Annotated in this window: 30 protein-coding genes; 18 read left to right on the forward strand and 12 right to left on the reverse strand. The window is 66.0% G+C overall.

Going from position 1 to position 26586, the window contains the following annotated elements; all coding sequences use genetic code 11:
- Positions 1 to 4: 4 nt before the first annotated feature.
- The 3 genes from mnmG to QZL87_RS17660 all read right to left on the reverse strand — a co-directional run bounded on the left by mnmG (position 5) and on the right by QZL87_RS17660 (position 3892).
- Positions 5 to 1930, reverse strand: coding sequence for a tRNA uridine-5-carboxymethylaminomethyl(34) synthesis enzyme MnmG (mnmG, locus tag QZL87_RS17650; RefSeq protein ID WP_295321697.1), 1926 nt, complete (start codon positions 1928 to 1930; stop codon positions 5 to 7).
- 283 nt (positions 1931 to 2213) lie between these two features.
- Positions 2214 to 3602 (reverse strand): tRNA uridine-5-carboxymethylaminomethyl(34) synthesis GTPase MnmE, encoded by a 1389-nt coding sequence (gene mnmE / locus QZL87_RS17655; protein WP_295327029.1) that lies wholly within the window; start codon positions 3600 to 3602, stop codon positions 2214 to 2216.
- The gene (locus QZL87_RS17660) at positions 3599 to 3892 is read right to left on the reverse strand and encodes a DUF6489 family protein (RefSeq protein ID WP_295321698.1); all 294 of its coding nucleotides are present in this window, start codon (positions 3890 to 3892) and stop codon (positions 3599 to 3601) included. The genes mnmE and QZL87_RS17660 overlap by 4 nt, the downstream gene beginning before the upstream one ends.
- A 108-nt stretch (positions 3893 to 4000) precedes the next feature.
- Here QZL87_RS17660 and QZL87_RS17665 point away from each other — a divergent pair, with 108 nt between their 5' ends.
- The 3 genes from QZL87_RS17665 to QZL87_RS17675 are packed head-to-tail and all read left to right on the forward strand — an operon-like array spanning position 4001 to position 6687.
- Positions 4001 to 4699 carry a dienelactone hydrolase family protein gene (locus QZL87_RS17665; RefSeq protein ID WP_295321699.1) on the forward strand — a complete coding sequence of 233 codons (699 nt, stop codon included), beginning with the start codon at positions 4001 to 4003 and terminating at the stop codon, positions 4697 to 4699.
- On the forward strand, positions 4696 to 5094 hold the full coding sequence (locus tag QZL87_RS17670) for a nuclear transport factor 2 family protein (RefSeq protein WP_295321700.1): 399 nt from the start codon (positions 4696 to 4698) through the stop codon (positions 5092 to 5094). Before QZL87_RS17665 ends, QZL87_RS17670 begins: the two co-directional genes overlap by 4 nt.
- A gap of 9 nt (positions 5095 to 5103) precedes the next feature.
- Positions 5104 to 6687, forward strand: a complete 1584-nt coding sequence (locus QZL87_RS17675; RefSeq protein WP_295321701.1) for an FMN-binding glutamate synthase family protein — start codon at positions 5104 to 5106, stop codon at positions 6685 to 6687.
- Here QZL87_RS17675 and QZL87_RS17680 read toward each other — a convergent pair.
- The 6 genes from QZL87_RS17680 to hemE all read right to left on the reverse strand — a co-directional run bounded on the left by QZL87_RS17680 (position 6684) and on the right by hemE (position 11129).
- Positions 6684 to 7070 (reverse strand): DUF1489 domain-containing protein, encoded by a 387-nt coding sequence (locus QZL87_RS17680; protein ID WP_295321702.1) that lies wholly within the window; start codon positions 7068 to 7070, stop codon positions 6684 to 6686. The two genes, QZL87_RS17675 and QZL87_RS17680, sit on opposite strands and share 4 nt — an antisense overlap.
- A 93-nt stretch (positions 7071 to 7163) precedes the next feature.
- Positions 7164 to 7826 carry a TerC family protein gene (locus QZL87_RS17685; protein WP_295327033.1) on the reverse strand — a complete coding sequence of 221 codons (663 nt, stop codon included), beginning with the start codon at positions 7824 to 7826 and terminating at the stop codon, positions 7164 to 7166.
- 59 nt (positions 7827 to 7885) lie between these two features.
- Positions 7886 to 8179, reverse strand: coding sequence for an antibiotic biosynthesis monooxygenase (locus QZL87_RS17690; RefSeq protein ID WP_295321703.1), 294 nt, complete (start codon positions 8177 to 8179; stop codon positions 7886 to 7888).
- Between the two features lie 9 nt (positions 8180 to 8188).
- Positions 8189 to 9445, reverse strand: coding sequence for a transcription termination factor Rho (gene rho / locus QZL87_RS17695; protein ID WP_136176184.1), 1257 nt, complete (start codon positions 9443 to 9445; stop codon positions 8189 to 8191).
- Positions 9446 to 9650: 205 nt separating this feature from the next.
- Entirely contained in the window at positions 9651 to 10067 is a 417-nt protein-coding gene (locus QZL87_RS17700) for a CopD family protein (RefSeq protein WP_295321704.1), read from the reverse strand.
- A 33-nt stretch (positions 10068 to 10100) separates the two neighbouring features.
- A complete protein-coding gene (hemE, locus tag QZL87_RS17705) occupies positions 10101 to 11129 on the reverse strand; it encodes a uroporphyrinogen decarboxylase (protein ID WP_295321705.1) in 1029 nt (342 codons plus the stop codon).
- A gap of 408 nt (positions 11130 to 11537) precedes the next feature.
- On the opposite strand from hemE, the gene QZL87_RS17710 reads away from it, so the two are divergent.
- From QZL87_RS17710 to QZL87_RS17765, 12 genes are all read left to right on the forward strand, one after another.
- Positions 11538 to 12350 carry a pyruvate, water dikinase regulatory protein gene (locus QZL87_RS17710; RefSeq protein ID WP_295321706.1) on the forward strand — a complete coding sequence of 271 codons (813 nt, stop codon included), beginning with the start codon at positions 11538 to 11540 and terminating at the stop codon, positions 12348 to 12350.
- On the forward strand, positions 12347 to 12943 hold the full coding sequence (locus tag QZL87_RS17715) for a Maf family protein (RefSeq protein ID WP_295321707.1): 597 nt from the start codon (positions 12347 to 12349) through the stop codon (positions 12941 to 12943). Before QZL87_RS17710 ends, QZL87_RS17715 begins: the two co-directional genes overlap by 4 nt.
- Entirely contained in the window at positions 12940 to 13752 is an 813-nt protein-coding gene (aroE, locus tag QZL87_RS17720; protein ID WP_295321708.1) for a shikimate dehydrogenase, read from the forward strand. The genes QZL87_RS17715 and aroE overlap by 4 nt, the downstream gene beginning before the upstream one ends.
- Complete coding sequence (gene coaE / locus QZL87_RS17725; protein ID WP_295321709.1) at positions 13749 to 14372, forward strand: dephospho-CoA kinase; 624 nt, start codon at positions 13749 to 13751, stop codon at positions 14370 to 14372. Before aroE ends, coaE begins: the two co-directional genes overlap by 4 nt.
- Before the next feature lie 19 nt (positions 14373 to 14391).
- Entirely contained in the window at positions 14392 to 15093 is a 702-nt protein-coding gene (dnaQ, locus tag QZL87_RS17730; protein ID WP_295321710.1) for a DNA polymerase III subunit epsilon, read from the forward strand.
- A 42-nt stretch (positions 15094 to 15135) separates the two neighbouring features.
- Positions 15136 to 15711 carry a ribosome-associated translation inhibitor RaiA gene (raiA, locus tag QZL87_RS17735; protein WP_295321711.1) on the forward strand — a complete coding sequence of 192 codons (576 nt, stop codon included), beginning with the start codon at positions 15136 to 15138 and terminating at the stop codon, positions 15709 to 15711.
- A 148-nt stretch (positions 15712 to 15859) separates the two neighbouring features.
- The gene (locus QZL87_RS17740; RefSeq protein ID WP_295321712.1) at positions 15860 to 16324 is read left to right on the forward strand and encodes a PTS sugar transporter subunit IIA; all 465 of its coding nucleotides are present in this window, start codon (positions 15860 to 15862) and stop codon (positions 16322 to 16324) included.
- Positions 16325 to 16449: 125 nt separating this feature from the next.
- Entirely contained in the window at positions 16450 to 16788 is a 339-nt protein-coding gene (locus tag QZL87_RS17745; protein WP_295321713.1) for a DUF1491 family protein, read from the forward strand.
- A 238-nt stretch (positions 16789 to 17026) separates the two neighbouring features.
- Positions 17027 to 17650, forward strand: a complete 624-nt coding sequence (locus QZL87_RS17750; protein ID WP_295321714.1) for a cell wall hydrolase — start codon at positions 17027 to 17029, stop codon at positions 17648 to 17650.
- A 184-nt stretch (positions 17651 to 17834) separates the two neighbouring features.
- Positions 17835 to 18470 carry a DUF4136 domain-containing protein gene (locus QZL87_RS17755; RefSeq protein WP_295321715.1) on the forward strand — a complete coding sequence of 212 codons (636 nt, stop codon included), beginning with the start codon at positions 17835 to 17837 and terminating at the stop codon, positions 18468 to 18470.
- Positions 18467 to 19576, forward strand: a complete 1110-nt coding sequence (locus QZL87_RS17760) for a M14-type cytosolic carboxypeptidase (protein ID WP_295321716.1) — start codon at positions 18467 to 18469, stop codon at positions 19574 to 19576. Before QZL87_RS17755 ends, QZL87_RS17760 begins: the two co-directional genes overlap by 4 nt.
- Positions 19573 to 20040, forward strand: a complete 468-nt coding sequence (locus tag QZL87_RS17765; protein WP_295321717.1) for a GNAT family N-acetyltransferase — start codon at positions 19573 to 19575, stop codon at positions 20038 to 20040. The genes QZL87_RS17760 and QZL87_RS17765 overlap by 4 nt, the downstream gene beginning before the upstream one ends.
- 63 nt (positions 20041 to 20103) lie before the next feature.
- On the opposite strand, the gene QZL87_RS17770 is transcribed toward QZL87_RS17765, so the two are convergent.
- A complete protein-coding gene (locus QZL87_RS17770) occupies positions 20104 to 20559 on the reverse strand; it encodes an Hsp20 family protein (protein ID WP_295321718.1) in 456 nt (151 codons plus the stop codon).
- A 189-nt stretch (positions 20560 to 20748) separates the two neighbouring features.
- Between QZL87_RS17770 and gpmA the strand changes: the two genes are divergently transcribed.
- Positions 20749 to 21435, forward strand: a complete 687-nt coding sequence (gene gpmA, locus QZL87_RS17775) for a 2,3-diphosphoglycerate-dependent phosphoglycerate mutase (protein ID WP_295321719.1) — start codon at positions 20749 to 20751, stop codon at positions 21433 to 21435.
- Between the two features lie 128 nt (positions 21436 to 21563).
- A complete protein-coding gene (locus tag QZL87_RS17780) occupies positions 21564 to 23615 on the forward strand; it encodes a DUF3857 domain-containing protein (RefSeq protein WP_295321720.1) in 2052 nt (683 codons plus the stop codon).
- Here QZL87_RS17780 and dapD read toward each other — a convergent pair.
- Together dapD and QZL87_RS17790 are read right to left on the reverse strand one after the other, a co-directional pair.
- Positions 23593 to 24435, reverse strand: coding sequence for a 2,3,4,5-tetrahydropyridine-2,6-dicarboxylate N-succinyltransferase (gene dapD, locus QZL87_RS17785; RefSeq protein WP_295321721.1), 843 nt, complete (start codon positions 24433 to 24435; stop codon positions 23593 to 23595). The genes QZL87_RS17780 and dapD overlap by 23 nt on opposite strands.
- On the reverse strand, positions 24432 to 25109 hold the full coding sequence (locus tag QZL87_RS17790) for a pyrimidine 5'-nucleotidase (RefSeq protein ID WP_295321722.1): 678 nt from the start codon (positions 25107 to 25109) through the stop codon (positions 24432 to 24434). Before QZL87_RS17790 ends, dapD begins: the two co-directional genes overlap by 4 nt.
- 161 nt (positions 25110 to 25270) lie before the next feature.
- Between QZL87_RS17790 and QZL87_RS17795 the strand changes: the two genes are divergently transcribed.
- A complete protein-coding gene (locus QZL87_RS17795; protein ID WP_295321723.1) occupies positions 25271 to 26572 on the forward strand; it encodes an amidohydrolase family protein in 1302 nt (433 codons plus the stop codon).
- Positions 26573 to 26586 lie beyond the last annotated feature (14 nt).

Here is a 26586-nt window from a genome sequence, read left to right on the forward strand (position 1 = left end):
AAGCTCAAGCCGCCCGTCGCCGGCTATGCACCATGATCGCGGTCAGCGCCGCCGGTGTCACCCCGTCGATCCGGCCCGCCTGCCCCAGCGTTTCGGGGCGTGCCTTGGTCAGCCGTTCGACCATCTCGCGCGACAGACCGCCGATCGCCTCATAGTCGAGCGCCGGATCGAGCAGGATCGCCTCATTCGCCGCGAGCGACCGCAGTTCGGCATCTTGCCGCGCGATATAAGGCGCATAATGCGCATCCTCAGCGACCTCCGACAGAATCACCGGGTCGATCGCGTCGAGTTCGGGCGCGAGGAGCGCGAGCCGCGCCATCGTCATCTCGGGATAGCGCAGCAGGTCGATCCGCTTGCGCGCGATCCCGTCGCCCGGCAAAGCCAGCCCGACCGCGGCATAATCGGCGGTCGCCACCGGCACGTCTAGCAAGGCTTCGGCCCTCGCCCGCTCGGCCATCCGTGCCGCGAACAATTCGGCCGTCGCCGGACGCACCAGGTCGAGCGCGATCCCCTTCGGCGTCAACCGCGTCGCGGCATTGTCGGCGCGCAGCCGCAGCCGATATTCGGCGCGCGCGGTGAGCATCCGATAGGGTTCGCTCACCCCCTGCAGCACCAGATCGTCGACCATCACCCCGATATAGGATTCACTCCGTTCGAGGATCAGCGGATCGCGCCCCTGAACGCTGAGCGCCGCGTTGGCCCCCGCGACCAGCCCCTGCGCCGCCGCTTCCTCATATCCCGTCGTGCCGTTGATCTGCCCCGCGCACCAGAGCCCCGCTATCGCACGGACCTGCAACGTCCGATCGAGCGCGCGCGGATCGATATGGTCATATTCGACCGCATAGCCCGGCACGACCATCTCGACCGTCTCGAGCCCCTCCATCGTGCGCAACATCGCGAGCTGGACGTCGGAAGGCAGCGAGGTCGAAATGCCGTTCGGATAGACGAGGAAACTATCGAGCCCCTCGGGTTCGAGAAACACCTGATGTCCGTCGCGGTCGGCGAAGCGGTAAATCTTGTCCTCGATCGACGGGCAGTAACGCGGCCCCGCCGCGCCGATCGCCCCGGTGAACAAGGGCGAGCGGTCGAGATTCGCCGCGATGATCGCGTGGCTTTCGCTATTCGTGCGCGTAATCGCGCAGAAAATCTGCGGCACCGTTCGCTCACTGTTCCACGTGGAACAGGTCCAGCTTGCCCCCTCGGCGCTGTCCGAAGGCTGCTCGGCAAGCCGCGCCCAGTCGATCGTGCGCCCGTCAAGCCGCGGCGGCGTCCCCGTCTTGAGTCGCGCCATCGGCAGGTCGGCGGCGCGCAATTGCTGCGCGAGCCGATGCGCCCCGGCCTCGCCGATCCGCCCGCCTTCCATCCGCTCCTCGCCGCGGAACAGCCGCCCGCCAAGAAAGGTCCCTGTCGCGAGCACGACCGCGCCCGCCGTCAGCACCGCGCCGTCGGCGAGTTCGAGGCCCTCGACGCGTCCCTCTTCGGACAGCCGCAGCGCCGCCGCCTCGCCCGCGACGACGGCGATGCCATCCTCGGCGGCGAGAAAATTCTGGATCGCGTCGCGATATAATTTGCGGTCGGCCTGGATGCGCGGCCCCTGCACCGCCGCGCCCTTCGACGCATTGAGCATCCGGTAATGGATCGCCGCGCGGTCGGCGGCACGCGCCATCCACCCGTCGAGCGCATCGACCTCGCGCATCAGATGGCCCTTGCCGAGCCCGCCGATCGCGGGATTGCACGACATCGTCCCGATCAGCGCGGGGTCGAAGCTGACAAGCGCGACGCGCGCGCCGAGCCGAGCCGCCGCGGCTGCGGCCTCGGTCCCCGCGTGTCCGCCGCCGACGACGATGACATCGAAAGTTGCGTGATCCTGCATGGTTGCGGCGGCGCATAGCCCAAAGCCGCCCCGAAATCCATCCGGCGCGTACGCCACGGAAAATCTCACGCAAAGGCACAAGGAGGCGCCCGCCCCCCGGCGGCCCGTTGAGGCGACAGCGAAAGCAGAAACACCCCTATCGACCCCGAACCCCTTCTTTGCGCCTTTGCGCCTTTGCGTGAGATAATCTCTTCAAGCCAACGTCAGCCCCCCCACCTCACCCAAAGACGCAAAGATGGCGCGCATCGCCGCGACCGTTCACGCCATCTTTGTGTCTTTGGGTGAGTCAAAAATGGGCTCCCCGGCCGCTCCGCGCCGGCGGGCTGTTTCACGTGGAACATCATTTTCCGATGCAGAAGCGCCCGAACAAGGCGTCGAGCATCTCCTCGACCCCCGCGCGCCCGGTGACGCGATCGAGCGCCGTCGCGGCGAGCCTAAGCCGTTCTGCCAACAGGATTAAATCGTTCGCCTCGCGCGACTCCGGTTCGATCGTCAGCCAGCCCTTCGCCTCCGCGAGTGCCACGCGCTGCCGCTGGCGCAGCGCCGCCTCGCCCTCGCGCGGCAGCAAGGTCCGCGCCATCTCGACGATATATTTGTGGAGCCTGTCCATCCCCTCACCGGTCGCCGCCGACAGGGTCAGGTCCGCGTGCGCCGCTTCGGCCTCCGCCGCCGCATCGCCGCGCCAGCGATCGACCTGCGCCGCGATCGTGATGCAGCGCGGATGGCCCGGTGCGTCCTTCGCCGGCCCGAGCCACAGCAATATATCGGCGCCCTCGACCGCCGCCTTCGCGCGGTCGATCCCGATCGCCTCGATCGCATCGGCACCTTCCCCGCGGATCCCCGCGGTGTCCGAAAAACGCATCGCGATCCCGTCGAGCGCCAGCGGGGTTTCGATCACATCGCGCGTCGTTCCTTCGATTGGCGACACGATCGCCAGCTCGCGTTGAGCCAAGGCATTGATTAAAGTAGATTTTCCGGCATTTGGCGGCCCGGCGATCACCACCGACACCCCCTCGGCGATCACCTCCGCCGCCGGCCGCGCCAGCCACTCGCCCAGCTCGCCCGCCAGATCGCCCATCCCCGCAATCAGACGCTGCGCGACACCTTCGCCAACTTCCACATCATCTTCGTCGGCGAAATTGAGCTCGGCCTCCGCCCCCGCCATCAGCCCGAGCAACCGCTCCTGCCACGCGGCGACGGCGCGCGACACATGCCCGCTCGCCATGCCGAGCGCCTGCACCCGCTGGCTTTCGGTCTCCGCCGCCAACAGATCGGCAAGCCCCTCGGCCTCTGCCAGATCGATCCGTCCATTCTCGAACGCGCGCCGCGTAAACTCGCCCGCCTCGGCGCGCCGCAGCCCCGGCATCGCCGCAAGCGCCGCCTCGACCGCCGCGACCACCGCGCGGCCGCCGTGCAGATGCAGTTCGGCCAGATCTTCGCCCGTCGCCGTCGCCGGTCCTGGAAACCACAGGACCAACGCGCGATCGAGCGCCGCGCCATCGGCATCTTTCAACGCCGCCAGCGCCGCCCTTCGCGGCGGCGGCAGGTGCCCGGCGAGCGCCTTCAACGCCGCGCCCGCCGCCGGCCACGGCCTGTACGACCAGCTTGCCGTCCACGGCAATGGCGCCGCGCCCGCCGCCGGCCCGCTCACGCGCACGACACCGATCGCCGCCGGCGGCATCCCACTCGACAGCGCGAAGATCGTATCGCTTGCCGGACTTTGGCTCAGCTCTTGCGCCCCTTGGCGGGCTTGTCGTCGTCGCCCGCGTCGGCCGATTTCGCCCCGCCCATCAATCCGCCGCCGAACTGGCCGAGCAACGATTGGACCAGCCCCAGCCCGCTCTCGCCCATCGGCACCCAGGTCTTGACCATCGCCTGCACCATGTCGGGCGTGATCCCCTTCGCCATCAATTCCTTGACGCGATCGAGGTAGATGTCGTGGAGCGGCTCGAGATCGGGAAGGCCGAACAGGCGGCGCGCCTCCTCGGGGGTGCAATCGATCTCGATATTGAACTTCATCGCCTGTCTCCGCCCCGAAAATGCCGGTTAGCCGCTTGAGCCGTGCCCGCGGCCCGGCTAGCTTCGCGCTTTCACAGCAAAGAAGCAAGAGACAGGAGAGCTCCCCGCATGGCCGCAACGAACACCACGATCCCCGCCCTCGATGGCGAGGGCGACATCCCCGCCTATGTCGCGCGTCCCGACGCCGACGGCGCGCGCGCGATCATCGTCATCCCCGAAATCTTCGGGGTCAACGAGGGCATTCGCAAGAAATGCGACGACTGGGCCGCCGAGGGCTATCTGGCGATCGCGCCCGACATCTTCTGGCGCTTCGCTCCCGGTGTCGAGCTTAACCCCGATATCGAGGCCGAACTGCAGGAAGCCTTCGGATATTTCGGCCAATATGACGCCGACGACGGGGTCAAGGATATCGAAGCGGCGATCCGCTGGCTTCGCGGCCAGGGCGCGGCGAAGGTCGGCGCAGTCGGTTTCTGCCTCGGCGGCCGCCTCGCCTATATGACGGCGGCGCGCACCGATATCGACGCGTCGGTGGGCTATTATGGCGTGATGATCGACCAGATGCTGAACGAGAGCCATGCGATCGCGCATCCGCTGATGCTCCACATCCCGACCGAGGATCATCTCGTCGATCACGATGCGCAAAAGCGGATTCACGAAGGGCTCGATCCGCATCCGAAGGTCACGCTCCACGACTATCCCGGGCTCGACCATGGTTTCGCCGCGACGATGGGCAACCGTCGCAACGAGGAAGGCGCGCAGCTCGCCGACGGCCGCACCCGCGCTTTCTTCGCCGAGAATCTCGGATGAGCGCGCACCCCGGTCTCGCCGCCTGGCACGCCTATATGGCGGGCGGCGGCGACCCGCAGGCGCTCAGAGACCTGCTCGCCGCGGATGCGGTGTTCCACTCGCCAGTGGTCCACACGCCGCAAGAGGGCGCCGACAAGGTCTTCGCTTACCTCCACGCCGCGAGCCACGTGCTCGGCGGCGACGATTTCCGCTATCTGCGCGAAATCGTCGACGGCGATCAGGCGGTGCTCGAATTCCAGAGCAGCCTCGACGGCATCCAGATCAACGGGGTCGACATCATCCGCTGGAACAACGAAGGAAAGATACAGGATTTCAAGGTGATGGTCCGCCCGCTCAAAGCGATCAACAAGGTGTGGGAGAAGATGGCGGCGATGCTCGCGGCGCAAGCGGGCTAGGCGCGGCTGATGCGCCGCTGGCTCGTCTTTCCGGTTCTGCTGCTGCTCGCGGCGTTCGCGGCCTGGTGGACGCCGGCGCGCTGGACGCTGCTGCTGTGGGTGCCGTTGCTGCTCATCGCGCTCCATGACGCGCTCCAGCGGCGCCACACGCTTCGCCGCAACTATCCGCTGATCGCCCGCATCCGCTGGCTGTTCGAGGATCTGCGGCCTTTCCTCTATTCCTATGTCGTCGAAAGCCCGTTCGACGGCCGCCCCTTCACCCGTGCCGAGCGCGATATCGTCTATGCCCGCGCCAAGGGCGATCTCGACGCGCACCCGTTCGGAACCGAACTTGACGTCTATTCGGACGAATATGAATGGATGAGCCACAGCATCGCGCCGGAGATCGGCCACGACCGGACGCAGCGGGTCAAGGTCGGCACCGCGCAATGCGCGCGTCCCTATGAGGCCGCGCTGCTCAATATCTCGGCGATGAGCTTCGGCTCGCTCGGCGCGCGGGCGATCGAGGCGCTCAATCTCGGTGCGCGGCTGGGCAATTTCTACCACGACACCGGCGAAGGCGGCTTCAGCCCCTATCATCGCACCCACGGCGGCGACATCGTGTGGGAACTGGGCAGCGGCTATTTCGGCTGCCGCGATGCCGGCGGCCGCTTCGACCCCGAACGCTTCCGCGATCGCGCGCAGGACGAGCAGATCAAGATGATCGAGATCAAGCTCAGCCAGGGCGCCAAGCCGGGGCATGGCGGCGTGCTCCCCGGCCCCAAGGTCAGCGCGGAAATTGCTGCGACGCGCGGCATTCCCGAAGGCGAGGACTGCATCTCCCCTGCCGGACATTCGGCCTTTGCTACCCCGGTCGAGATGATCGAATGGGCGGCGAAATTGCGCGAGATGTCGGGCGGCAAGCCCGTCGGGATCAAGCTCTGCGTCGGCCAGCCGCACGAGATTTACGCCATCATGAAGGCGATGATCGAGACCGGCATCCGGCTCGACTATATCGTCGTCGACGGCGCCGAAGGCGGCACCGGCGCGGCTCCGGTCGAATTTTCTAACCGCGTCGGCATGCCTTTGCGCGAAGGGCTGATCTTCGTGCGCAACGCGCTCGTCGGCTGCGGCCTCAAGGAAGAAATCCGCCTCGCCGCCTCGGGAAAGGTGCATTCGGGCGCCGGGCTCGCGGTCAACTGCGCGCTCGGCGCCGACTGGTCGAACGCCGCGCGCGCCTTCATGTTCTCGCTGGGCTGCATCCAGTCGCTCAAATGCCACACCGACATGTGCCCGACCGGCGTCGCAACGCAGGATCCCGGCCGCCAGAGCGGCCTCGTCGTCGAGGACAAGGCCGAGCGCGTCCGCCGCTTTCAGGCCGCGACCGTCTCGGCGCTATGGGACATCAGCTGCGCGATGGGCCTCGACAATCCATGGGAAATCCGGCCGCACCATCTCCACGAGCGCCTCAATTCGGCGCGTTCGGACTCGATCGACCGCATCTATTCATTCTACGATCGTAGAATCCTCCTCGAAGATCCCCGATCGGTCGCAAGCGCCCGTTACTGGGCGATGGCGCGCGCTGACAGCTTCCGCCCCGCTTTTCCAGGCTAGATCAGGCTGAGTTCGGCGAGCTCGCGATACAGTTCGGGTGGCAGCTCGCCGATACCGCTCGCATCGTCGATACCCTTGGGTGCGTCGGCTTCGGTCAGATAGCGCCATCCCTGATGCGCACGCTTCGGTTGCGGATGCACCCGCTCGAGCGTGGCGACGCACACGATATCGACCCGCCCGTCGCTGCGATCGTCGAAGCGCAGGATTTCGACGCGCGCGACGAGCGTGTGCTTGACGATGAAATGCAGCTTGCCGCCGATCAGCTCGTCGGCGCGCTTGGGCCGGAACCGCGTCGTGAAACGGATTTCGCCGGCCTCAGAATAGTTGGCGATCCGCGCCTCGAGCGACGGATAGTCCGAACAGCCGACGGCAACGCGGGTCATGTGAAGCTGAGGCATGGTCGGGAGATGGGAAGCCGACAGGAAAAAGCCAGCCCCCGACGGGGCTGGCCCATATATTTCAAACTGCCAAATCGATCAGCCGAACAGCGTACCGATGCCGACGCTCGGGTCGATCCAGCCTTCGTAGATCATCTTGACCGCGACATAGACGATCACCGCAAGACCGATGTAGGCGATCCAGCGATAGCGTTCGATATATTTGGCGATGATATTCGCCGCGACGCCCATCAGCGCGACCGCGAAGATCAGCCCGACGATGAGGATGCCGGGGTGCTCGCGCGCCGCACCGGCGACCGCGAGGACGTTATCGAGGCTCATGCTGACGTCGGCGACCGCGACCGCCCAGGCGGCGGCGGCAAAGCTTTTTGCGGGTTTCAGGCCCGAATGCTCGTCGCCTGCGATCTCGGGCGATCCTGCCGAATGCGCGCCTTCGCGCAGCTCGCGCCACATTTTCCACGCGACCCAGACGAGCAGCAGCCCGCCGACGAAGATCAGCCCGACGATCTGCATCAGCTGCGTCACGACGAGTGCGAAGGCGATCCGCAGCACCAGCGCGGCGAGCACGCCGATCATGATCACCTTGCGGCGCTGGTCGGCGGGCAAACCCGCGGCGAGCGCGCCGACGACGATCGCATTGTCGCCCGCCAGCACGATGTCGATCATCAGCACCTGCAGGAAGGCGGCGAAGGCCGCGGGTTCGGTGATGTTCGAAAAATCGTTGACGATCGCGTCCCACATCCCGGCGGGACCGCCGAAACCGCCGGCGTGCGCCGTGGTCTGAGTCAGAAATTCCAAAATCACAGCGACTCTCCGAAATAGCTGACCTCTGGCATAGGGTCATAAAAGGGATGCAGCAACGCCCGCCACTGCTGGTAGCGGTCCGATTGCCGGAAGCCGTCGCGATGATCCGCAACCGACCTCCACTTCACCAAAAGCAGATAAGCATGTCCGGTTGCTGTCGGGCGGCGAATTTCGAACGAAACAAAGCCCGGCGATGCCTCGATCAGCGGCCGCGCTTCGGCCACGGCCGCCTCGAATTCGGCTTCGCGCCCTTCACGGACATGAAGCAACGCATGTTCGAGAACGGCCACCGGCGCCGCTTATTGGTTCATGCTATCGAAGAAATCCTCGTTGGTCTTCGAATCCTTGATCTTGTCGAGCAGGAATTCCATCGCATCGACGGTTCCCATCTGCATGAGGATGCGGCGCAGCACCCACATCTTCGAAAGCTTGTCCTTCTCGACGAGCAATTCTTCCTTGCGGGTGCCCGACTTGCCGACGTCAAGACTCGGGAAGATGCGCTTGTCGGCGACCTTGCGATCAAGCACGATCTCCGAGTTGCCCGTGCCCTTGAATTCCTCGAAAATCACTTCGTCCATGCGGCTGCCGGTATCGATCAGTGCTGTGGCGATGATCGACAGCGAGCCGCCCTCCTCGATGTTGCGCGCGGCGCCGAAGAAACGCTTCGGACGCTGGAGCGCATTGGCATCGACGCCGCCGGTCAGCACCTTGCCCGACGAGGGGACGACGGTGTTGTAGGCGCGGCCGAGACGCGTGATCGAGTCGAGCAGGATGACGACATCCTTCTTGTGCTCGACGAGGCGCTTGGCCTTTTCGATCACCATTTCGGCGACCTGGACGTGGCGCGTCGCGGGCTCGTCGAAGGTCGAGGAGACGACCTCGCCCTTCACGCTGCGCTGCATGTCGGTGACTTCCTCGGGACGTTCGTCGACGAGAAGGACGATGAGGTAAACCTCGGGATGATTGTCGGTGATCGCCTTGGCGATATTCTGCAGCAGCACCGTCTTGCCGGTGCGCGGCGGCGCGACGATCAGCGCGCGCTGGCCCTTGCCCTGCGGGCTGACGAGGTCGATGACGCGCGCCGACTTGTCCTTGACGGTCGGGTCGACGGTATCGAGCGACAGCTTCTGGTTCGGGTAGAGCGGGGTGAGATTGTCGAAATTGACGCGGTGACGCACCGCTTCGGGATCGTCGAAATTGACCTTGATCAGCTTGGTCAACGCGAAATAGCGTTCGCCGTCGCGCGGCGCGCGGATTTCGCCCTCGACCGTGTCACCGGTGCGCAGGCCATATTTGCGGACCTGGTTCGGCGAGACATAGATGTCGTCGGGGCCGGCAAGATAGTTGGCGTCCGACGAGCGCAGAAAACCGAAGGAATCGGGGAGAACCTCGATCGTGCCCGACCCGATGATTTCCTCGCCCTCTTCGGCGAGTTCCTTCAGGATCGAGAACATCAGGTCCTGCTTGCGCAGCGTCGAGGCGCCCTCGACGCCCAGTTCCTCGGCCATTTCGACGAGCTGGGCGGGCGCCTTGGTCTTGAGTTCTTTAAGGTGCATTGGATGGATTCCAGATAGGTCTTCGGGAGAAATAGGACACAAATTTATCGCACCGCTGGGGTGCCTATCCGGCCGGGGGACGACCGTTTCGATAGCATCGGCGCGGGGGACGCGCCGCCCGTATGGAACGGGGTTGAATCGCCCCTATAACCGGCTCGGTATCAAGTCAATCGGGCTGCGCCGGGGCGAGTAGGTCTTTCCGGGGTCAGGGGCGCACGACCACGAGGATGACGATGATCGCCGCTGCGATGCCGGGCACCTCGTTGAGCATCCGCAGCCGTTTTTCACTGAGCGGACGCTCGCCCTTCCTCAGTTTCTTGAAATAGCCGATCAGCCAGCCATGATAGCCCGAGAGCCCGACCACCAGCAGCAATTTGGCGATGAACCAGCCTTCGCGCCAATAATCGCCATGGAAAGCGAGCATCAGGCCGAAGATCCAGACGATGATGATCGACGGATTGAGGATGATCCGCCGCAGCCGGTCCTCGCGCTCGATCCATTTCTTGTCCTCGTCGGACCCGACGGGCGCCTGATGATGATAGACGAAGAAGCGCGGCATCATGAACAGGCCGGCCATCAGGAAGATCACGAAAATGATATGCGCGGCTTTGATCCAAAGCATCGTCGCCCCCAAAAAACCTGCCAGTTCCATAGATTATCCGCCGCGAACGCGTTTGATCAGATGCTCGACATGCGCGATCGGCGTGTCGGGCACGATGCCATGGCCGAGATTGAAGATATGGGGACGATCGGGGAAGGCCGCAAGGATGCGGTCGATCGCCGCATCGAGCGCGCCGCCCCCCGCGACGAGGGCGAGCGGGTCGAGATTGCCCTGCACCGGCAGATGCGCCGGCAAGGCCGCGTCGGCCCAGACGGGATCGACCGTCTCGTCGAGACCGATCGCATCGACGCCGGTTTCGTCGGCATAGGCGGCGAGCTTGCCGCCCGCGCCCTTCGGAAAGCCGATGATCGGCGTGTCGGGATGGAGCGCGCGCAAGCGGCGCACGATCTCGGCATTGGGCGCGATCACCCATCGCTCATATTGGGCGGGAGAAAGGCTGCCCGCCCAGCTGTCGAACAATTGCACCGCATCGACGCCCGATTCAATCTGCCCAGCCAGATAAGAGACCGTGAGGTCAATGATGGCGCCGATAATGGTCTCGAATGCGCTTGGATCACCATAAGCCATACGCCGAGCTGCGGCTTGGTCCTTCGAACCCTGCCCCGCCACCATATAGGTCGCAACCGTCCAGGGACTTCCAGCGAAGCCCAGAAAGGTCGTTTCCGGCGGAAGAGCTCGTGAAACTCTCTCCACAGTCTGATAAACAGGACCCAACCGCTGAGGCGCAGCTTCTAGCGAGCCAATCGCTTCATCGACGAGCGGCGGCGCCAGCCGCGGCCCCTCGCCTGCCTCGAACCAGAGATGCTGGCCGAGCGCGTGCGGAATGACGAGAATGTCCGAAAAGAGGATCGATCCGTCGAACCCGAAGCGACGGATCGGCTGCAACGTCACTTCGGCCGCCGCCTCAGGGTCGTAGCAGAGCTCGAGGAAACCGCCCTTGGTTTCCCGCAGCGCGCGATATTCGGGGAGGTAGCGTCCCGCTTGGCGCATCAGCCAGAGTGACGGACGTTCCTGCCGTACCCCGCGCAGCGTCGCGAGCAGTGTCTTCGGTGACGCCTTCACGCGGCCCTTCTTTCTCTCTTCATATATATTTAAAGATGATTGTGGTGGTTTGTTGGTCGGCGGACAAGGCGGCTTTAGGCCGGGGCGTCCCTTTTGCCAACAGCTTGACTCCCTGGGTCGCCGGTCGCGCCACGGAGTCGCGGGCGGCTTTGCCCCTAATTCACAGCCTGTGGATAAAATTCATCCCTTGTGGATAAGCGATGGACCGGAATCGGCACCGCGGGGGATGAATCCCGCGTGCCGAAATTGTCCCGGTGCTTTTGCCAAACTTATCCACAGCAGCCAAATCGTCGCCCCCGCGAAGGCGGGGACGCTCGAAAGGGCGCGCAAGGCCGACGGCGGCGCCCGCCTTCGCGGGGGCGACGGTTGGTATTGCCTTTTTCTCCCCTGCGCCCGAAAGCTGCGGTGATGGGCCGGCTTCACCTTCACCTCATATCCGATTCCACGGGCGAGACGCTCGAAAATATCGCCAAGGCGGCGATCGCGCAGTTCGACGATGTCGAGGTGGTGCGCCATTTCTGGCCGATGGTGCGCTCCGAATCGCATCTCGACCGCATCATGGCCGAAGTGCAGGCCAGCCCCGGCATGATCCTCTTCACTCTCGTCAACGGCGAACTGCGCGCCAGCCTCGAACGGCGCGCGGGGGCGCACGGCCTCCCCACCGTCGCCGCGCTCGACGCAGTGACCGACGCCCTGTCGCGGATGCTCGGGCAGGAGGCGAAGGCGCGCCCGGGCCGCCAGCACGTCCTCGATGCCGCCTATTTCGCGCGCGTCGAGGCGATTCAATTTACCGTCGCGCACGACGACGGCATCGGCTGGGAAAATTGGGAACAGGCCGACATCGTCCTCGCCGGCGTGTCGCGGACCTCGAAAACGCCGACGAGCATCTATCTCGCGAACCGCGGCTTCAAGACCGCGAACATCCCGATCGTTCCCGAATCGCCGCCGCCGGACGCGCTGTTCAACCTGAAGCGTCCGATGATCGTCGGGCTGACCACCGGGCTCGACCGGCTCGTGCAGGTGCGCCGCAACCGTCTGCTCTCGCTGAATCAGGCGCCCGAAACCGCCTATGTCGACGACGATCGCGTCAAGGCGGAACTTGCCTATGCGCGGCGGATGTTCGCCGACAATGGCTGGCCGGTGATCGACGTGACGCGTCGCTCGATTGAGGAAACCGCCGCCGCGGTGATCAAGCTCGTCGAAGACCGGGCCGACGCATGAGCCTCCTCCTCGCCTCGCAAAGCAGCGGTCGCGCCGCGATGCTCCGCGCCGCCGGGCTGACCTTCGAAACCAGCGCCGCGCACGTCGACGAGGAGGCGCTCACCGCCTCGCTGCTCGCGACCGGCCAGACGCCGCGCAACATCGCCGACGCCCTCGCCGAGGCGAAGGCTGTCAAAATCTCGTCGCGGCTTCCCGGCGTCACCGTGCTCGGCGCCGATTCGACCCTCGCGCTCGACGACGGATCGATGCTGACGAAACCCGAAAGCCCCGAGGACGCCGCCTGCCATCTCCGCCGCATGGCGGGAACGCGCCACCGGCTGTTCAGCGCCGCGGTCGCGGCGCGCGACGGCGCCCCGGTCTGGCGCGCGGTCGGCGAAGCAAAGCTGTGGATGCGCCCCTTGTCGGACGCCTTCATCGCCGACTATGTCGCGCGGCATTGGGACAGCATCCGCTGGACCGTCGGCTGTTACGAAATCGAAGGAGCGGGCGTGCAATTGTTCGACCGGGTCGAGGGCGACCCCTGGACCATCGTCGGCATGCCGATGCTTCCCCTGCTGGCGTGGCTCCGCGCGGCCGGATTGGCGCCGCAATGAGCGCGCCATATGCCGAAGTGATCGGCGACCCGATCGCCCAGTCGAAATCGCCGCTGATTCATAATTTCTGGCTCAAGGCGCTTGGCCTTCCGGGCGATTACCGGCGATTCCACGTACCCGTCGATGAGCTTGCCGATTATATCGCTGGAGCTTGCGCCGACGCCGATTGGCGCGGTTGCAACGTGACCATGCCGCACAAGCAAGCAGTCATGGATCTCGTCGATGACCCGGGCAATATTCGCGGGACCATCGGAGCCATGAACACGATCGTTCGCCAGCCAGACGGGTCTGTCATTGGCACCAACACCGACGCCGCCGGCTTCTACGCCCCGCTCGCCGAACTCGATCTCGAAGGCGCGCCGGTCGCGGTGGTCGGCGCGGGCGGTGCGGCGCGCGCGGTGCTCTTCGCGCTCGCGCGCGCCAACGTCGGCAAGGTGACGATCTTCAACCGCTCGCCGCTCAAGGCCATGGGATTGCTCGCCACTTTCGGCCTCAAGGGCGAGGTCGTCGCACTCGACGCCCCGCTCCCCCCCGTATCGCTGCTCGTCAATTCGAGCAGCCTCGGCATGGCGGGCCAGCCGCCGCTCACCCTCGACCTCGCGCCGCTTCCCGAGGACGCGATCGTCTACGATCTCGTCTATTCGCCGCTCCAGACGGGGCTGCTCAAAGCCGCCGCGGCGCGCGGGCTCGATACCGTCGACGGACTCGACATGCTGATCGGCCAGGCCGCGCTCGCTTTCGAGCTCTTCTTCGGCGCAGCCCCGCCCGAGGGCCGCGACGAGGAATTGCGCGCGCTGCTGCTGGCATGACGCATCGCCCGCGTCCCGGCTCGCGGCTGCGCCGCCCCTTCATCCTCGGGCTCACCGGCTCGATCGGGATGGGCAAGTCGACCGCGGCGGCGATGTTCTTGGCCGAGGGCGTCCCGGTGTTCGACGCCGATGCCGAGGTTCACCGGCTGCAGGGCCCCGGCGGCGCGCTCGTCGCCGCGATCGAGGCGCGTTTTCCCGGCACCACCGGCCCGCAGGGGGTTGATCGCCAGAAACTCGGCGCGCTGGTCCTCGGCAACACCCACGAGCTTGCGGCGCTGGAAGCGATCGTCCACCCGGCGGTCGGCAAGGCGCAGAAGCGTTTCCTCGCGCGCCACCGCGCGCGCGAGGTCGTCGTGCTCGACATTCCCCTGCTTTTCGAAAAGGGCGGCTGGCGGCGCGTCGGCGCGATCGCCGTCGTCTCGGCGCCCGCGTGGATGCAGCGGAGGCGCGTGATGCGCCGGCCCGGCATGACCGCGGCGAAGCTGAAGGCGATCCGCCGCCTGCAGGTCCCCGACCGCGTCAAGCGTGCGCGCGCCGATTTCATCATCGAAACGGGCCGTCCCAAAAGCGAGACACACCGTCAAATTCGCTTCATCGCCTCTTGTTTCCACGCCCGATAGGGTCCAGATTAAAGCCTCGATGCGCGAGATTATTTTCGATACCGAAACCACGGGTTTCGATCCCAGAAACGGGGACCGGCTGGTCGAAATCGGATGTGTCGAACTGGTCGACCGCCGCGAAACCGGCGTCACCTTCCACGCCTATTTCAATCCCGAGCGCGACATGCCCGCCGCCGCCGAAGCGGTGCATGGCCTGTCGATCCAGTTCCTCTCGGACAAACCGCTGTTCAGCGCGCGCGTCGACGAGCTGCTCGAATTCCTCGGCGACGCGCCGCTCGTCGCGCACAATGCCGCCTTCGACTTCGGTTTCGTCAACGCCGAACTCGCGCGCGCCGGCCGCCCCGCGCTCGACATGGCGCGCATGTGCTGCACCGTGCAGATGGCGCGCAAGCTCCACCCCGGCGCCAAGCACAGCCTCGACGCGCTCTGCACGCGCTACGGCATCGACCGCAGCCACCGCGTCAAGCATGGCGCGCTGCTCGACGCCGAACTGCTCGCGCATCTCTATATCGAAATGACCGGCGGGCGGCAGATCGGCCTCGGACTCGCGGCCTCGACGCCGAACGCCGCGCCGTCCGCGGCCGCGACTCCCGCGGCACCGCGGGGCGGCGACCGCCCCTATCGCGAACCCCGTCCCCATATGGCGTCGGCCGCCGAACTCGCGCGCCACGCCGAATTTGTCGCAGGGCTGAACCAGCCGCTGTGGCTCGATACGGTGTGACGACTCTCCCATCGTCGCACCGGCCATAGAAGGAGAAGAAAAATGGAAATCCGCGTCTCTGGCCACCAGATCGAAACCGGCGAAGCGCTCCAGGCGCATGTGTCGGACCGGATGAACGCGATTGCCGACAAATATTTCTCGCGCGCGATCGGGGCGCACGCGACTTTCGGGAAAGGCCCGCACGACAGTTTCCAGTGCGACATCGTCGCGCATGTGATGCAGGGGCTCGTGCTCAAGGGCCACGGCCAGGCGCAGGACGCGCATGTCGCGTTCGAGGGCGCCGCCGAACGCATCGAAAAGCAGCTCAGGCGCTATATGCGACGATTGAAGGACCGCAACAACGGTCCCGCGCAGCCGTCGCCGACGGTCGACGAGATCGCGGACAACGCCAGCTACACCGTTTTCGACGCGAACTCCGACGACGAGGATGCGGGCGATGCGCCCGCGATCATCGCCGAAACGCGCGTCGACATCCCCAGCAGCAGCGTGTCCGACGCGGTGATGATGCTCGACCTGCGCAACACCAACGCCCTGCTTTTCGTCAACAGCAAGACGGGCGCGCACAACATGGTCTATCGCCGCGACGACGGGACGATCGGCTGGGTCGAACCACGATAGGGCTGGATTTTCTCCGCCATCCGGCTTAAGGGCCGCGCCCAACGATGCCCGAAGCCGGGATGGCGGGGGCCTGCCGCGACAGATCCACGACCGCTTGCCAGCATATGTTCCTGGCGGCGGCCGGCGTTTAACAAGATTTGACCAGACGATGAATCTTTCTTCCCTTCTCTATCCGGCGACCGTGCGCGCGCATGTTCAGCTCGATTCGAAAAAGGCGCTTTTCCCCTTTGTCGGCGATCTCGCCAGCCGTTCGCTCGGCCTCGACGCCGGCGAAGTCAGCGAGGCGCTGCTCGAACGCGAGCGTCTGGGCTCGACCGGCTTCGGCCGCGGGATCGCGCTGCCGCACGCCAAGATGGCCGACCTCGGCGGCGTGCGCGGCCTGTTCCTGCAACTGGCGAGGCCGATCGATTTCAATGCGGTCGATGGCTTGCCGGTCGACCTGCTCTTCGTCCTGCTCTCGCCGCTCGACGCCGGCGCCGACCATCTGAAGGCGCTCGCGGGCGTGTCGCGGATGCTGCGCAACGAGGCGATCGCCGACCGGCTGCGTGGCGCGAAGAGCGACGAGGCGCTCTATGCGCTGCTCGCCGACACCGAAACGCGTGACGCGGCCTAAGGTAGGGCCACCCGCGCCCCTGCGAAGGCAGGGGTCCATCTCCTGCCCTAGCGATCGCCATCGCCGTCACTTGATGACGGCAGGTTGGGTGATGGGCCCCTGCCTTCGCAGGGGTACAAGCTGACATGACCCGCCTCAAAAGCCGCTTCCTCGTCGATCTGCTGCTTCGACGCACCGAAGCGGCGGGCGGCTTCGCGACCGTGCTGGCGAAGGGCGACGACACCTCGGGAATCATTCTCGTCCAGTGTAGCGACCGCGGCGAGCCCGGCCCGCTCCTCGAACGGCGCTTTGGCCCCGGCGGTCACTATATCTGGGAGGCGGTCGGCGCGAACGACGCAAAAGATGGTGAATCGCGCAAAAACTATCAGGAACGGCGGCGAAAGGCCGATCCCGATTTGTGGATCGTCGAACTGGATATCGCAGATGCGCCACGACTCGTCGCGGAGTGGGCCGCGTTAACTTGACTCTGTTGCGGCGCACAATAGCTGGCGCCCATTCGATAACGCGTAGGTCGATCCGCGGGTTGCACGGCTTTGCAAGCGCCCGGGCAAACGGATTGGACACGCAGTCGGACGATGACCGCAGGCGGCGATACTGGACCATAGTCCCCCCGCCTGGTTTGAGAGGTTCGGTTCATCGGCCGCCCTTTTGACGGACACTATGAGTCGCATTTTGAACGTGGCCGGCATGGCTGCCGTCGGCATGACCGCCGCCTCCATGCTGCTTCTGGCGGAACCGGGCTTTGCAAGCGATCTTGCCGCCGACGCCAATATCCCCGCCATCATCCTCCCGGGCGCCGACGCGCCGGAGGTCGAGGGAGAGGCGGAGCTTCCGACCCAAGCCGAGGCGCCGGTCGAAGACAGCATCAAAATCGAAACCGAAGCCGATCCCGCGCCGACCCCGGCGCCGGTCACCGCCGCTTCGCTCGCCGAACTCGTCGCGGCGACGCCCGCGCCTGCCGAAATCGACCCCGAGCTGCGCTGCCTCGCCGGCGCGGTCTATTTCGAATCGCGCGGCGAATCGCTCCCCGGCCAGCTCGCGGTCGCGCATGTCGTGATCAACCGCGCCAATTCGGGCCGCTTCCCCAAGAGCCTGTGCGGCGTCGTTCACCAGAAAAGCCAGTTCAGCTTCGTGCGCGGCGGCCGGATGCCCGCGATCCGCAAGGGCGCGCAGTGGGACAATGCCGTCGCCATCGCCCAGATCGCGCGCGACGGCACCTGGAAGAACCGCGCGCCCGGCGCACTCTTCTTCCACGCGCGCTACGTTTCGCCGGGCTGGCGCAAGACGCGCATCGCGCAGATCGACAACCATATCTTCTATCGTTGATCGCTTTGATCCTCCCTGTCGCGAAGCGATGGGGAGGTGGCAGCCCGTAGGGCTGACGGAGGGGCTGGTGGCGCTCTCCACCACCGCCTGCGGCGGCGGTCCCCCTCCCCACGGCTTCGCCGCGGGGAGGATCGGCCCCATCCCGTTCATTGCCAAGCCATAAATGCTGGCGCATGATGCGCCGATGACGCGTCCTCTTTCCGTCGCCCTGCCTGTCGCAGCGGCGTTCGCCATGGCTGGCTGTGCGACGGCGGTGCCGCCGGTCGAAGTCACCCGTTTCCATACCAATGCGGTCGCCGGCTGGGCGCCGGGCACGCGCTATGCCATCGCGACCGCGCCGCTCGATGGTCCGGCGGCGGATGGCGCGGCTCCTAGTGCGGCGATGCCCTCGCTCGAATGGAACAGTTATCGCACCGCGGTCGAGCAGCAGCTCGGGCGCCAGGGGCTGGTCGCGGCGGGCGCGGGCGAACGCGCGCCGCTTCTTGTCCGCATTTCCTTCGATCGCGCCGAACAGCTGCCGGAGGGTCGCCGCTCGCCCGTGTCGGTCGGAGTCGGCGGTTCGACCGGCAGCTACGGTTCGGGGGTCGGGCTCGGGATCGGCATCAATCTCGGCGGTGGTCCGAAGCGGATGGCCGATCTCCAGCTGTTCGTCCGCATCGACGATGCCGCCTCCGGCAAGGCACTGTGGGAAGGCCGCGCGTTGACCGCGGTTCCGGTCAAGGCGCCCGCCAACCAGCCGAGCCTCGCCGCGGCGAAATTGGCTGAAGCCCTATTCAAGGACTTCCCCGGCGAATCGGGACGCACTATCAGCGTCAAATGACCATCACCATCAACGCCGCTTTCGACAGCGGCAATATCGTCGTGGAAAATGTCGACGGCACGTCGGCGCGCCTTTCGATTCGCAAGGATCGTGAATCGGACTTTTTCCAATGGTTCCACTTCCGCGTGTCGTGCGCGGTCGGCGACGCGCTCGAGCTCGCGATCACGGGACTTGCCACATCGGCCTATCCCGATGGCTGGCCGGGCTACGCCGCCTGCGCGAGCAGCGACCGCGAAACCTGGTTCCGCCTCGACACGAGCTATGATGCCGGCACGCTGACGATCCAGCACACCGCCGAAAGTCCGATCCTCTACATCGCCTATTTCGCGCCCTATTCGATGGAACGCCACCACGACCTGATCGCCCAGATCGCCGAATGTGAAGGCGTCACCTATCGCTGCCTCGGCACCAGCCTCGAAGGCCAGCCGATCGATTGCCTCGAAATGGGCAGCGGCGACACGCAGGTCTGGCTCTATGCGCGCCAGCATCCGGGCGAATCGATGGCCGAATGGTGGATGGAAGGCGCGCTCGAAAAGCTCACCGATCCGGCGGATCCGCACGCGCGCTCGCTGCTCCAGAAATGCCGCTTCCATATCGTCCCGAACATGAATCCCGACGGCTCGCGCCGCGGCCATCTTCGCACCAATTTTGCCGGGGTGAACCTCAACCGCGAATGGGACAATCCGACCGCCGAGCGCAGCCCCGAAGTGCTCGCCGTCCGGGGCGCGATGGACGAAACCGGCGTCGACTGGGCAATGGACGTCCACGGCGACGAAGCGATCCCCGCGGTCTTCCTCGCGGGGTTCGAGGGCATTCCGTCGCTTAAGCCGGAACAGACCGAGAAGTATAAGGCGTTCGAGGCCGCGCTCGCGGCGAACACCCCCGATTTCCAGGTCGATCTCGGCTATGAGGAATCGGCGCCGGGACAGGCGAATCTCTCGATGTCGACGACGCAGCTCGCCGAGCGTTTCGGTGCGGTGTCGATGACGCTCGAAATGCCGTTCAAGGACAATCGCGACCTGCCCGACCCGGCGCGCGGCTGGTCGCCCGAACGCTCGAAGCTGCTCGCGCATGCCTGCCTCCAGACGCTGGACCAGCTATTGTGAGCGACGCCTGGCGGATCGTCGAGGACGATCTGTCGGGCGGCCCGATCCGCGCGCTGCTCGAGCAGCATTTCGCGGGCATGCTCGCCAATTCGCCCGCCGAAAGCTGTCATTTCCTTGATTTCGACGGGCTGCGCGCGGGCGAGGTGACCTTCTGGTCGATCCACCGCGGCGATGACCTCGCGGGCTGCGGCGCGCTCAAGCGGCTCGACGGCCGTCACGGCGAAATCAAGTCGATGCGCACCGCCGACGCCTTCCTGCGGCAGGGCGTTGCGGTGCGCATGCTCGCGCATATCCTCGCCGAAGCGCGCGCCCGCGGCCTCGACCGCCTCAGCCTCGAAACCGGATCGAGCCCGGCGTTCGAACCCGCGCTGGCGCTCTACCGGCGCCATGGTTTCGAGGAGTGCGCGCCCTTCGCCGGCTACAAGCCCGATCCGTTCAGCCGCTTCATGACGCGCGCGCTCTAGAAACGAAAACGGAGTCCGGAAGGGACTCCGGACCCCGCATCATCAAGCCAAATCGGCCGGTGCTTATGCCGCCTTCTTGTCCTCGATCACCGGCGTGGCGCCACCGATCGTGATCTTGTGCGGCTTCATCGCTTCGGGCACTTCGCGCACCAGGTCGATCGTCAGCAACCCGTCGGCGAGGTCCGCCGCGCTCACGCGCACGAAGTCCGCGAGCTGGAAGCGGCGTTCGAACGCGCGGGTCGCGATGCCGCTGTAAAGGAGCTGGCGCTCCTCGCCTTCGGCGACGGGCGCCTTGCGCCCGCTGACGGTCAGCATATTCTGCTGCGCGGTGATGTCGATCTCGTCGGACTTGAATCCCGCGACCGCCACGGTGATGCGGAAATGATCGTCGGCAAGCCTTTCGATGTCGAAGGGCGGATAATTTTCGGCGCCCGAACCACCGGTTTCGAGGAAATCGAACAATCGGTCGAACCCGACGGTCGAACGGCGATAGGGGGTCCAGTCGAAGCTGTTACGCATGAGTCATTCCTTCCTTGTGAAAGCGAAGCGAAGGGACCGCGGCGCGCGCCGCGATCGCTACCCGGCCCCGTTTCGGCGGCCGGATGAGGCGAATCTGGGTGCGGCCGAAACCATTTCAAGGGGGCGGTTGGCGTTCGGTGGAAAGCCGCGCTAAAGGGCGGCACACCTCCTCCAGCGCAAGGATCCGAAATGCCCCAGCTCATCCTCATCCGTCACGGCCAGTCGCAGTGGAATCTCGAAAACCGCTTCACCGGCTGGTGGGATGTCGATGTCACCGAGAAGGGCGCGGCCGAGGCCGTCGCCGCTGGCGAATTGATGAAGGCGAAGGGCATCGCCCCAGACACCAGTTTCACCTCGGTCCAGACGCGCGCGATCAAGACATTGAACCTTGCGCTCGAAGCGATGGGCCGGCTCTGGCTCCCCGTCACCAAGGACTGGCGCCTCAACGAGCGTCACTATGGCGGGCTCACCGGGCTCGACAAGGCCGAGACCGCGGCGAAGCACGGCGACGAACAGGTGAAGATCTGGCGCCGCAGCTTCGACATCCCGCCGCCGCCGCTCGAAGCCGGTTCCGAATGGGACCTGTCGGCCGACCCGCGCTACGCCGGCATCGCGATCCCCTCGGCCGAAAGCCTCAAAGACACGATCGAGCGCGTGCTTCCTTATTATGAAGCCGCGATCGTCCCCGAACTCGCCGCGGGCAAGACGGTGCTGATCTCGGCGCACGGCAACAGCCTGCGCGCGCTCGTCAAGCATCTCTCGGGCATTTCGGACGCCGACATCACCGGCCTCGAAATCCCGACCGGCCAGCCGATCGTCTATGACCTCAATGACGATCTGTCGGCGCGCGAACGCTATTATCTCAGCGAACGCTGATCGCGCGCCTGCAGGGCCGCGACACGACTCTCGCGGTCGCCGGGCGATCCCGATACTTCGGGAACGGTATCGTCTTTGCTTGCATCGCGCGCAATTCGCGACATGATTGCTCCCGATAACGGGGGGTTATGGTGCGGATATTTGTCTCGATGATGTTGGGCGCCGCTTTGGCGCAGGCTCAGGTTCAGGCTCAAGACGAACGAATCGAGCGGGGACCGGTCCCCGACTGGGCGACTCCGTCCGAACTGATGCCCGTTCCCGCCGATGCCAGCGGGCTGATTTTCGTGCGGCGCCAGGACGCGCTGATCCATCTCGATGCGGAGGGCCAGGCGCAATATCTCGGCTATCGCATCCGCATCCTCCATCCCAACGCACTGCAGATGGGCAATATCCAGACCGCCTGGAATCCCGCATCGGGGGCCCCGGTCGTGCATTTCATCAAGGTTCACCGCGACGGCGAGACGATCGACGTTCTGGAAAAATCGTCGTTCGAGATTTTGCGCCGCGAGGACCAGCTCGAGGCCGCGATGCTCGACGGCATCCTGACCGCGGTGCTTCGCGTTCCCGACCTGCGCGTCGGCGACGAGCTTGAGGTCGGCCTGACGACCCGGCACGCCGATCCCACCTTGGGCAAGAATGATTCGGGCCTGCTTTTCCTCGGCCCCAGCCCCGCGCCCGGCCGATACCGGCTGGGATTGAGCTGGGACAAGGGGCTGAAACCGAACATCCGGATGACCCCGGACATGGCGCCGGTCGCCCGGCCGCGCGCCGACGGAGTCGATTTCAGCTTCGACAATCCGGCGATGCTGACGCCGCCGAAAGATGCGCCGGGGCGCTATCAGTGGCAACGCATCGTCGAATTCACCGACTTTGCCGACTGGGCGACGATTTCGCGCCATTTCGCCCCGCTGTTCGCCAAGGCGGCGCGGATCGACGACGGATCGGCGCTCGACCGGGAGGCCGCGCGCATCGCAGCGGCGCACGCCGAGCCCCTCGATCGCGCCCGCGCGGCGCTGGGGCTCGTCCAGCGGGATGTGCGGTACATCTACGTCGGCCTCGGCAACGGCAATCTGACCCCTGCGACGGCCGAGGAGACGTGGCAGCGCCGCTATGGCGATTGCAAGGGCAAGACCGCGCTGCTTCTGGCGCTGCTCGCGCGGCTCGGGATCGAGGCCGAGGCTGTGCTCGCCAACAACAGCGGCGGCGACGACGGCCTCGACGAGCGGCTGCCCAATCCCGGGATGTTCGACCATGTCCTCGTGCGCGCGCGGATCGATGGCACCACCTATTGGCTCGACGGCACGCTGCCGCCGGTGGCCGGGCCCGGTACGACGCCCGTGATCGCCTATCGCTGGGTCCTGCCGCTCACCGAACGGGGCAGCGCGCTCAAGAATATCGAATGGCGGATGGCGAGCCGGCCGAACGAAATCACGCTGTACGAGATCGACGCGCGCGCCGGCTTCGACAAGCCCGCGAAGGTGACGAACAAGATGATTGTCCGCGGCCTGCCCGGACTCGTGCAGCAGGTCCAGCTGTCCGGGCTGACTCCCGACCAGCTGCGCGACGGCATGCGCCAGCAGCTGATCGGCGCGACGTGGGAAACGGTCGACGACGTCACATGGCGCTATGATCAGAAAGCGGAGGCCAGCATCCTGACCGTCACCGGCACCTGGACGGTCGATTGGGACGATGACGGCGATGGCGACAAATCCTATGCGTTGCCCGGCGGCGGTTTCAGCCCGCCCGAACGGCGCGCCCGCGCCGCAGACCAGGATCAGGATCTGCCCTATTACAGCGCCCCCGAATTCGACTGCCAGGTGACGACGCTGCGGCTGCCGGCGACGACGAACGCGGCGAACTGGTCGTTCAAATCGGGATATGACACGCGCATTTTCGGCAAGAATTATTACCGCGCCTTCGATCTTCGCGACGGTGCGATCCGCATGGTTCGCGGCCTGCGCGTCGAACAGCCCGAAATCGACGCCGCCAGCGCGCGGCGCGACAACGGTCGGATCGCGGGTTTCGACAACAGCATGGCGTGGGTGTCCTACAAGCCCGAGGTCGCGAAGCCGCACGATCCCGCCAGCCGGGTCGTGCCCGCCACCTATGATATCGACTGGACCGCCGACAAGGTTCCTTGCCTGTCGCCCGCTGCTATCAGTCGCGCAGAAGCTCGTTGATCCCGGTCTTGGCGCGCGTCTGCGCATCGACGCGCTTGACGATGACGGCGCAGTAAAGCGACGGCCCCGGCGTCCCGTCGGGCAAGGGCTTGCCCGGCAGCGACCCCGGTACGACGACCGAGTAAGCGGGCACTTCGCCGATGAAGACTTCGCCCGTCGCACGGTCGACGATCTTGGTCGACGCGCCGAGATAGACGCCCATCGACAGCACCGCGCCCTCGCGCACGATCACGCCCTCGGCGACCTCGGCGCGCGCGCCGATGAAGGCGCCGTCCTCGATCACCACCGGTCCGGCCTGCAGCGGCTCCAATACGCCGCCGATCCCCGCGCCGCCCGACAGATGGACGTTGGCGCCGATCTGCGCGCAGCTGCCGACCGTCGCCCAGGCGTCGACCATCGACCCTTCGCCGACATAGGCGCCGATGTTGACGAAGCTCGGCATCAGCACCGCGCCCTTGCTGATGAAGGCGCCGCGGCGGACGATCGATCCGGGCACGGCGCGGAAACCCGCGTCGCGGAAACGGTTCTCGCCCCAGCCGGCGAATTTCGACGGCACCTTGTCCCACCAGGTCGCGCCGCCGGCGCCGCCCTCGATGATTTCCATATCGTTGAGGCGGAACGACAGCAGCACCGCCTTCTTCAGCCACTGGTTGACCTGCCACGTGCCGCCCGCGTCGCGCTCGGCGACGCGATAGCTACCGTCGTCGAGCCCCGCCAGCGCACTCTCGACCGCCTCGCGCACCGCGCCGGTCGTGGTCAGCCCCAGCGTTTCGCGCGCGTCCCACGCGGCTTCGATCGTGCTCTGCAGGTCGGTCGTCATGAAATTCCCCAAGATGAAGGCAAGGTATCGAGCCAGTCGGCGATGTCGGTCGCGTGGAAATCGACATGGTCCGGCAGGTGGTCCCGATGGCCGCTTTCGCTGCCATTGTCCAGCCACACGGTCGTCATCCCCAGCCGCTTCGCCGGGGTCAGGTTGCGTGCCATATCCTCGACGAACAGGCTCTTCGCCGGATCGACGCCGAGGTGCGCGACCATCATGTCATAGGCGGCTGCGTCGGGCTTGGGCGTATAGCGCGTGGCGCGGATGTCGCAGATGCCGTCGAACAGGTCGGCGATCCCGCGCGCATCGAGCACGCGCGCGGCATAATCGGCGTCGGCGTTGGTGAAGACCAGCTTGCGTCCCGGTAGCCGCTCGAGCCCGGCGCGGAGGCGCGGATCGACGCTCAGCCGATCGAGAGCGATGTCGTGGACGTCGACGAGGAAATCCTCGGGATCGACGCCGTGGTGGCGCATCAGCCCCGCCATCGTCGTGCCATGATCGTGGAAATATCGCTTCTGCACCCGCCGCGCCTCGACCGCGTCGACATTCAGCAGCCGCATGATGAAGGCGCCCATGCGCTCGTCGATCAGGTCGAACAGCTTCGCCGAGGGCGCATAAAGCGTGTTGTCGAGATCGAAGATCCAGCTGTCGATATGGTCGAGCGGGGCGGGCATGGGGCGGCGCTTACCGGCGTCGTCGGCGATGGGCAAGGCAGACTACCCCTCAAATCCGTTCGTGCCGAGCTTGTCGAAGCACCGTTCTTCCTCTTTAACGTCGCAGATAAGAACGGCCCTTCGACAGGCTCAGGACGAACGGATCAAAAAGGGGATGCCAAATGAAACCGACGACTTTCCTCCCGCTCCTATTGCTCGGCACAATGCTTGCCGCTCCTGTCGCTGCGCAGGCGCCCGCGCGCACCGTGATCCACGCCGGCCACCTGCTCGCCGAACCGGGCAAGCCCGCGCGCGGCGCTTCGACGATCATTGTCGAGGGCAGCAGGATCGTGAGCATCGCCGACGGTTTCCAGCCGGCCGACCCCGGCGCGACGCTGATCGACCTCAAGGACAAATATGTCCTCCCCGGCCTCATCGACAGCCATGTCCATCTGACCAGCGATGCGGGCGGCATCGCCGGCCAACTCGAGGAAATCACGCTCAGCCCCGCCGCACAGGCCTTCAATGCCGAGGTCAACGGCATGAAGACGCTGCGCGCGGGCTTCACCACCGTGCGCAACCTCGGCGACGGCGACGGGGCGACGCTGGCGCTCCGCGACGCGATCCTCGCGGGCAAGGTGCAGGGGCCGCGCATCGTCGATGCCGGTGCCAGCATCTCGGGCAGCGCGGGGCATATGGACGGCTCCTTGGGCTATCGCGACGAGCTTCGCCCCTTCTTCGCGGGCGCGGGCAACACCTGCAACGGCGCCGATGATTGCCGCCGCGCGGTGCGGCTCCAGATCGGGCGCGGCGCCGATGTGATCAAATTCGCCTCGACCGGCGGGGTCAACAGCCGCATCGGGGCGGGGCTCGGCAAGCAGATGTTCGACGACGAGGCGCGGGCGATCGTCGAAACCGCGCATCTGTTCGGCAAGAAGGTCGCGGTGCATGCGCACGGCGCCGACGGCATCCGCCTCGCGATCGACGCCGGCGCCGATTCGATCGAACATGGCACGATCCTCGACGATGTGACGATCGCGGCGTGGGCGAAATCGAAAACCTATTATATCCCGACGCTCTCGACCGTGAACGGCTACAAGGAACGCCTCGCCGCCAATCCCGACGCTTACGAACCCGACGTGCTGGCGAAGATCAAATGGCGCATCTCGATCACCGGCAAAAGCCTCGAAACGCTCGTGCCCAAGGGTGTGCGCATCGCCTTCGGCACCGACGCCGGTGTCTCGAAGCACGGCCGCAACGGCGACGAGTTCGAACTGATGGTCCAGCACGGCATGACGCCGGTTGAGGCGATCAAGGCCGCGACGGTGAACGCCGCCGACTTGCTCGGCCTGTCGGACCAGATCGGCACCATCGCGCCGGGCAAGAGCGCCGACATCATCGCGGTGGCGAGCGACCCCGTCGCCGACGTGCGCGTGCTCAAGAAGGTCGATTTCGTGATGGCGCGCGGCGAAGTGGTCGACTGAATCTGATCCTCCCT

The sequence above is a fragment of the uncultured Sphingopyxis sp. genome (assembly GCF_900078365.1).
In the GTDB taxonomy this organism is placed as follows: Bacteria; Pseudomonadota; Alphaproteobacteria; order Sphingomonadales; family Sphingomonadaceae; genus Sphingopyxis.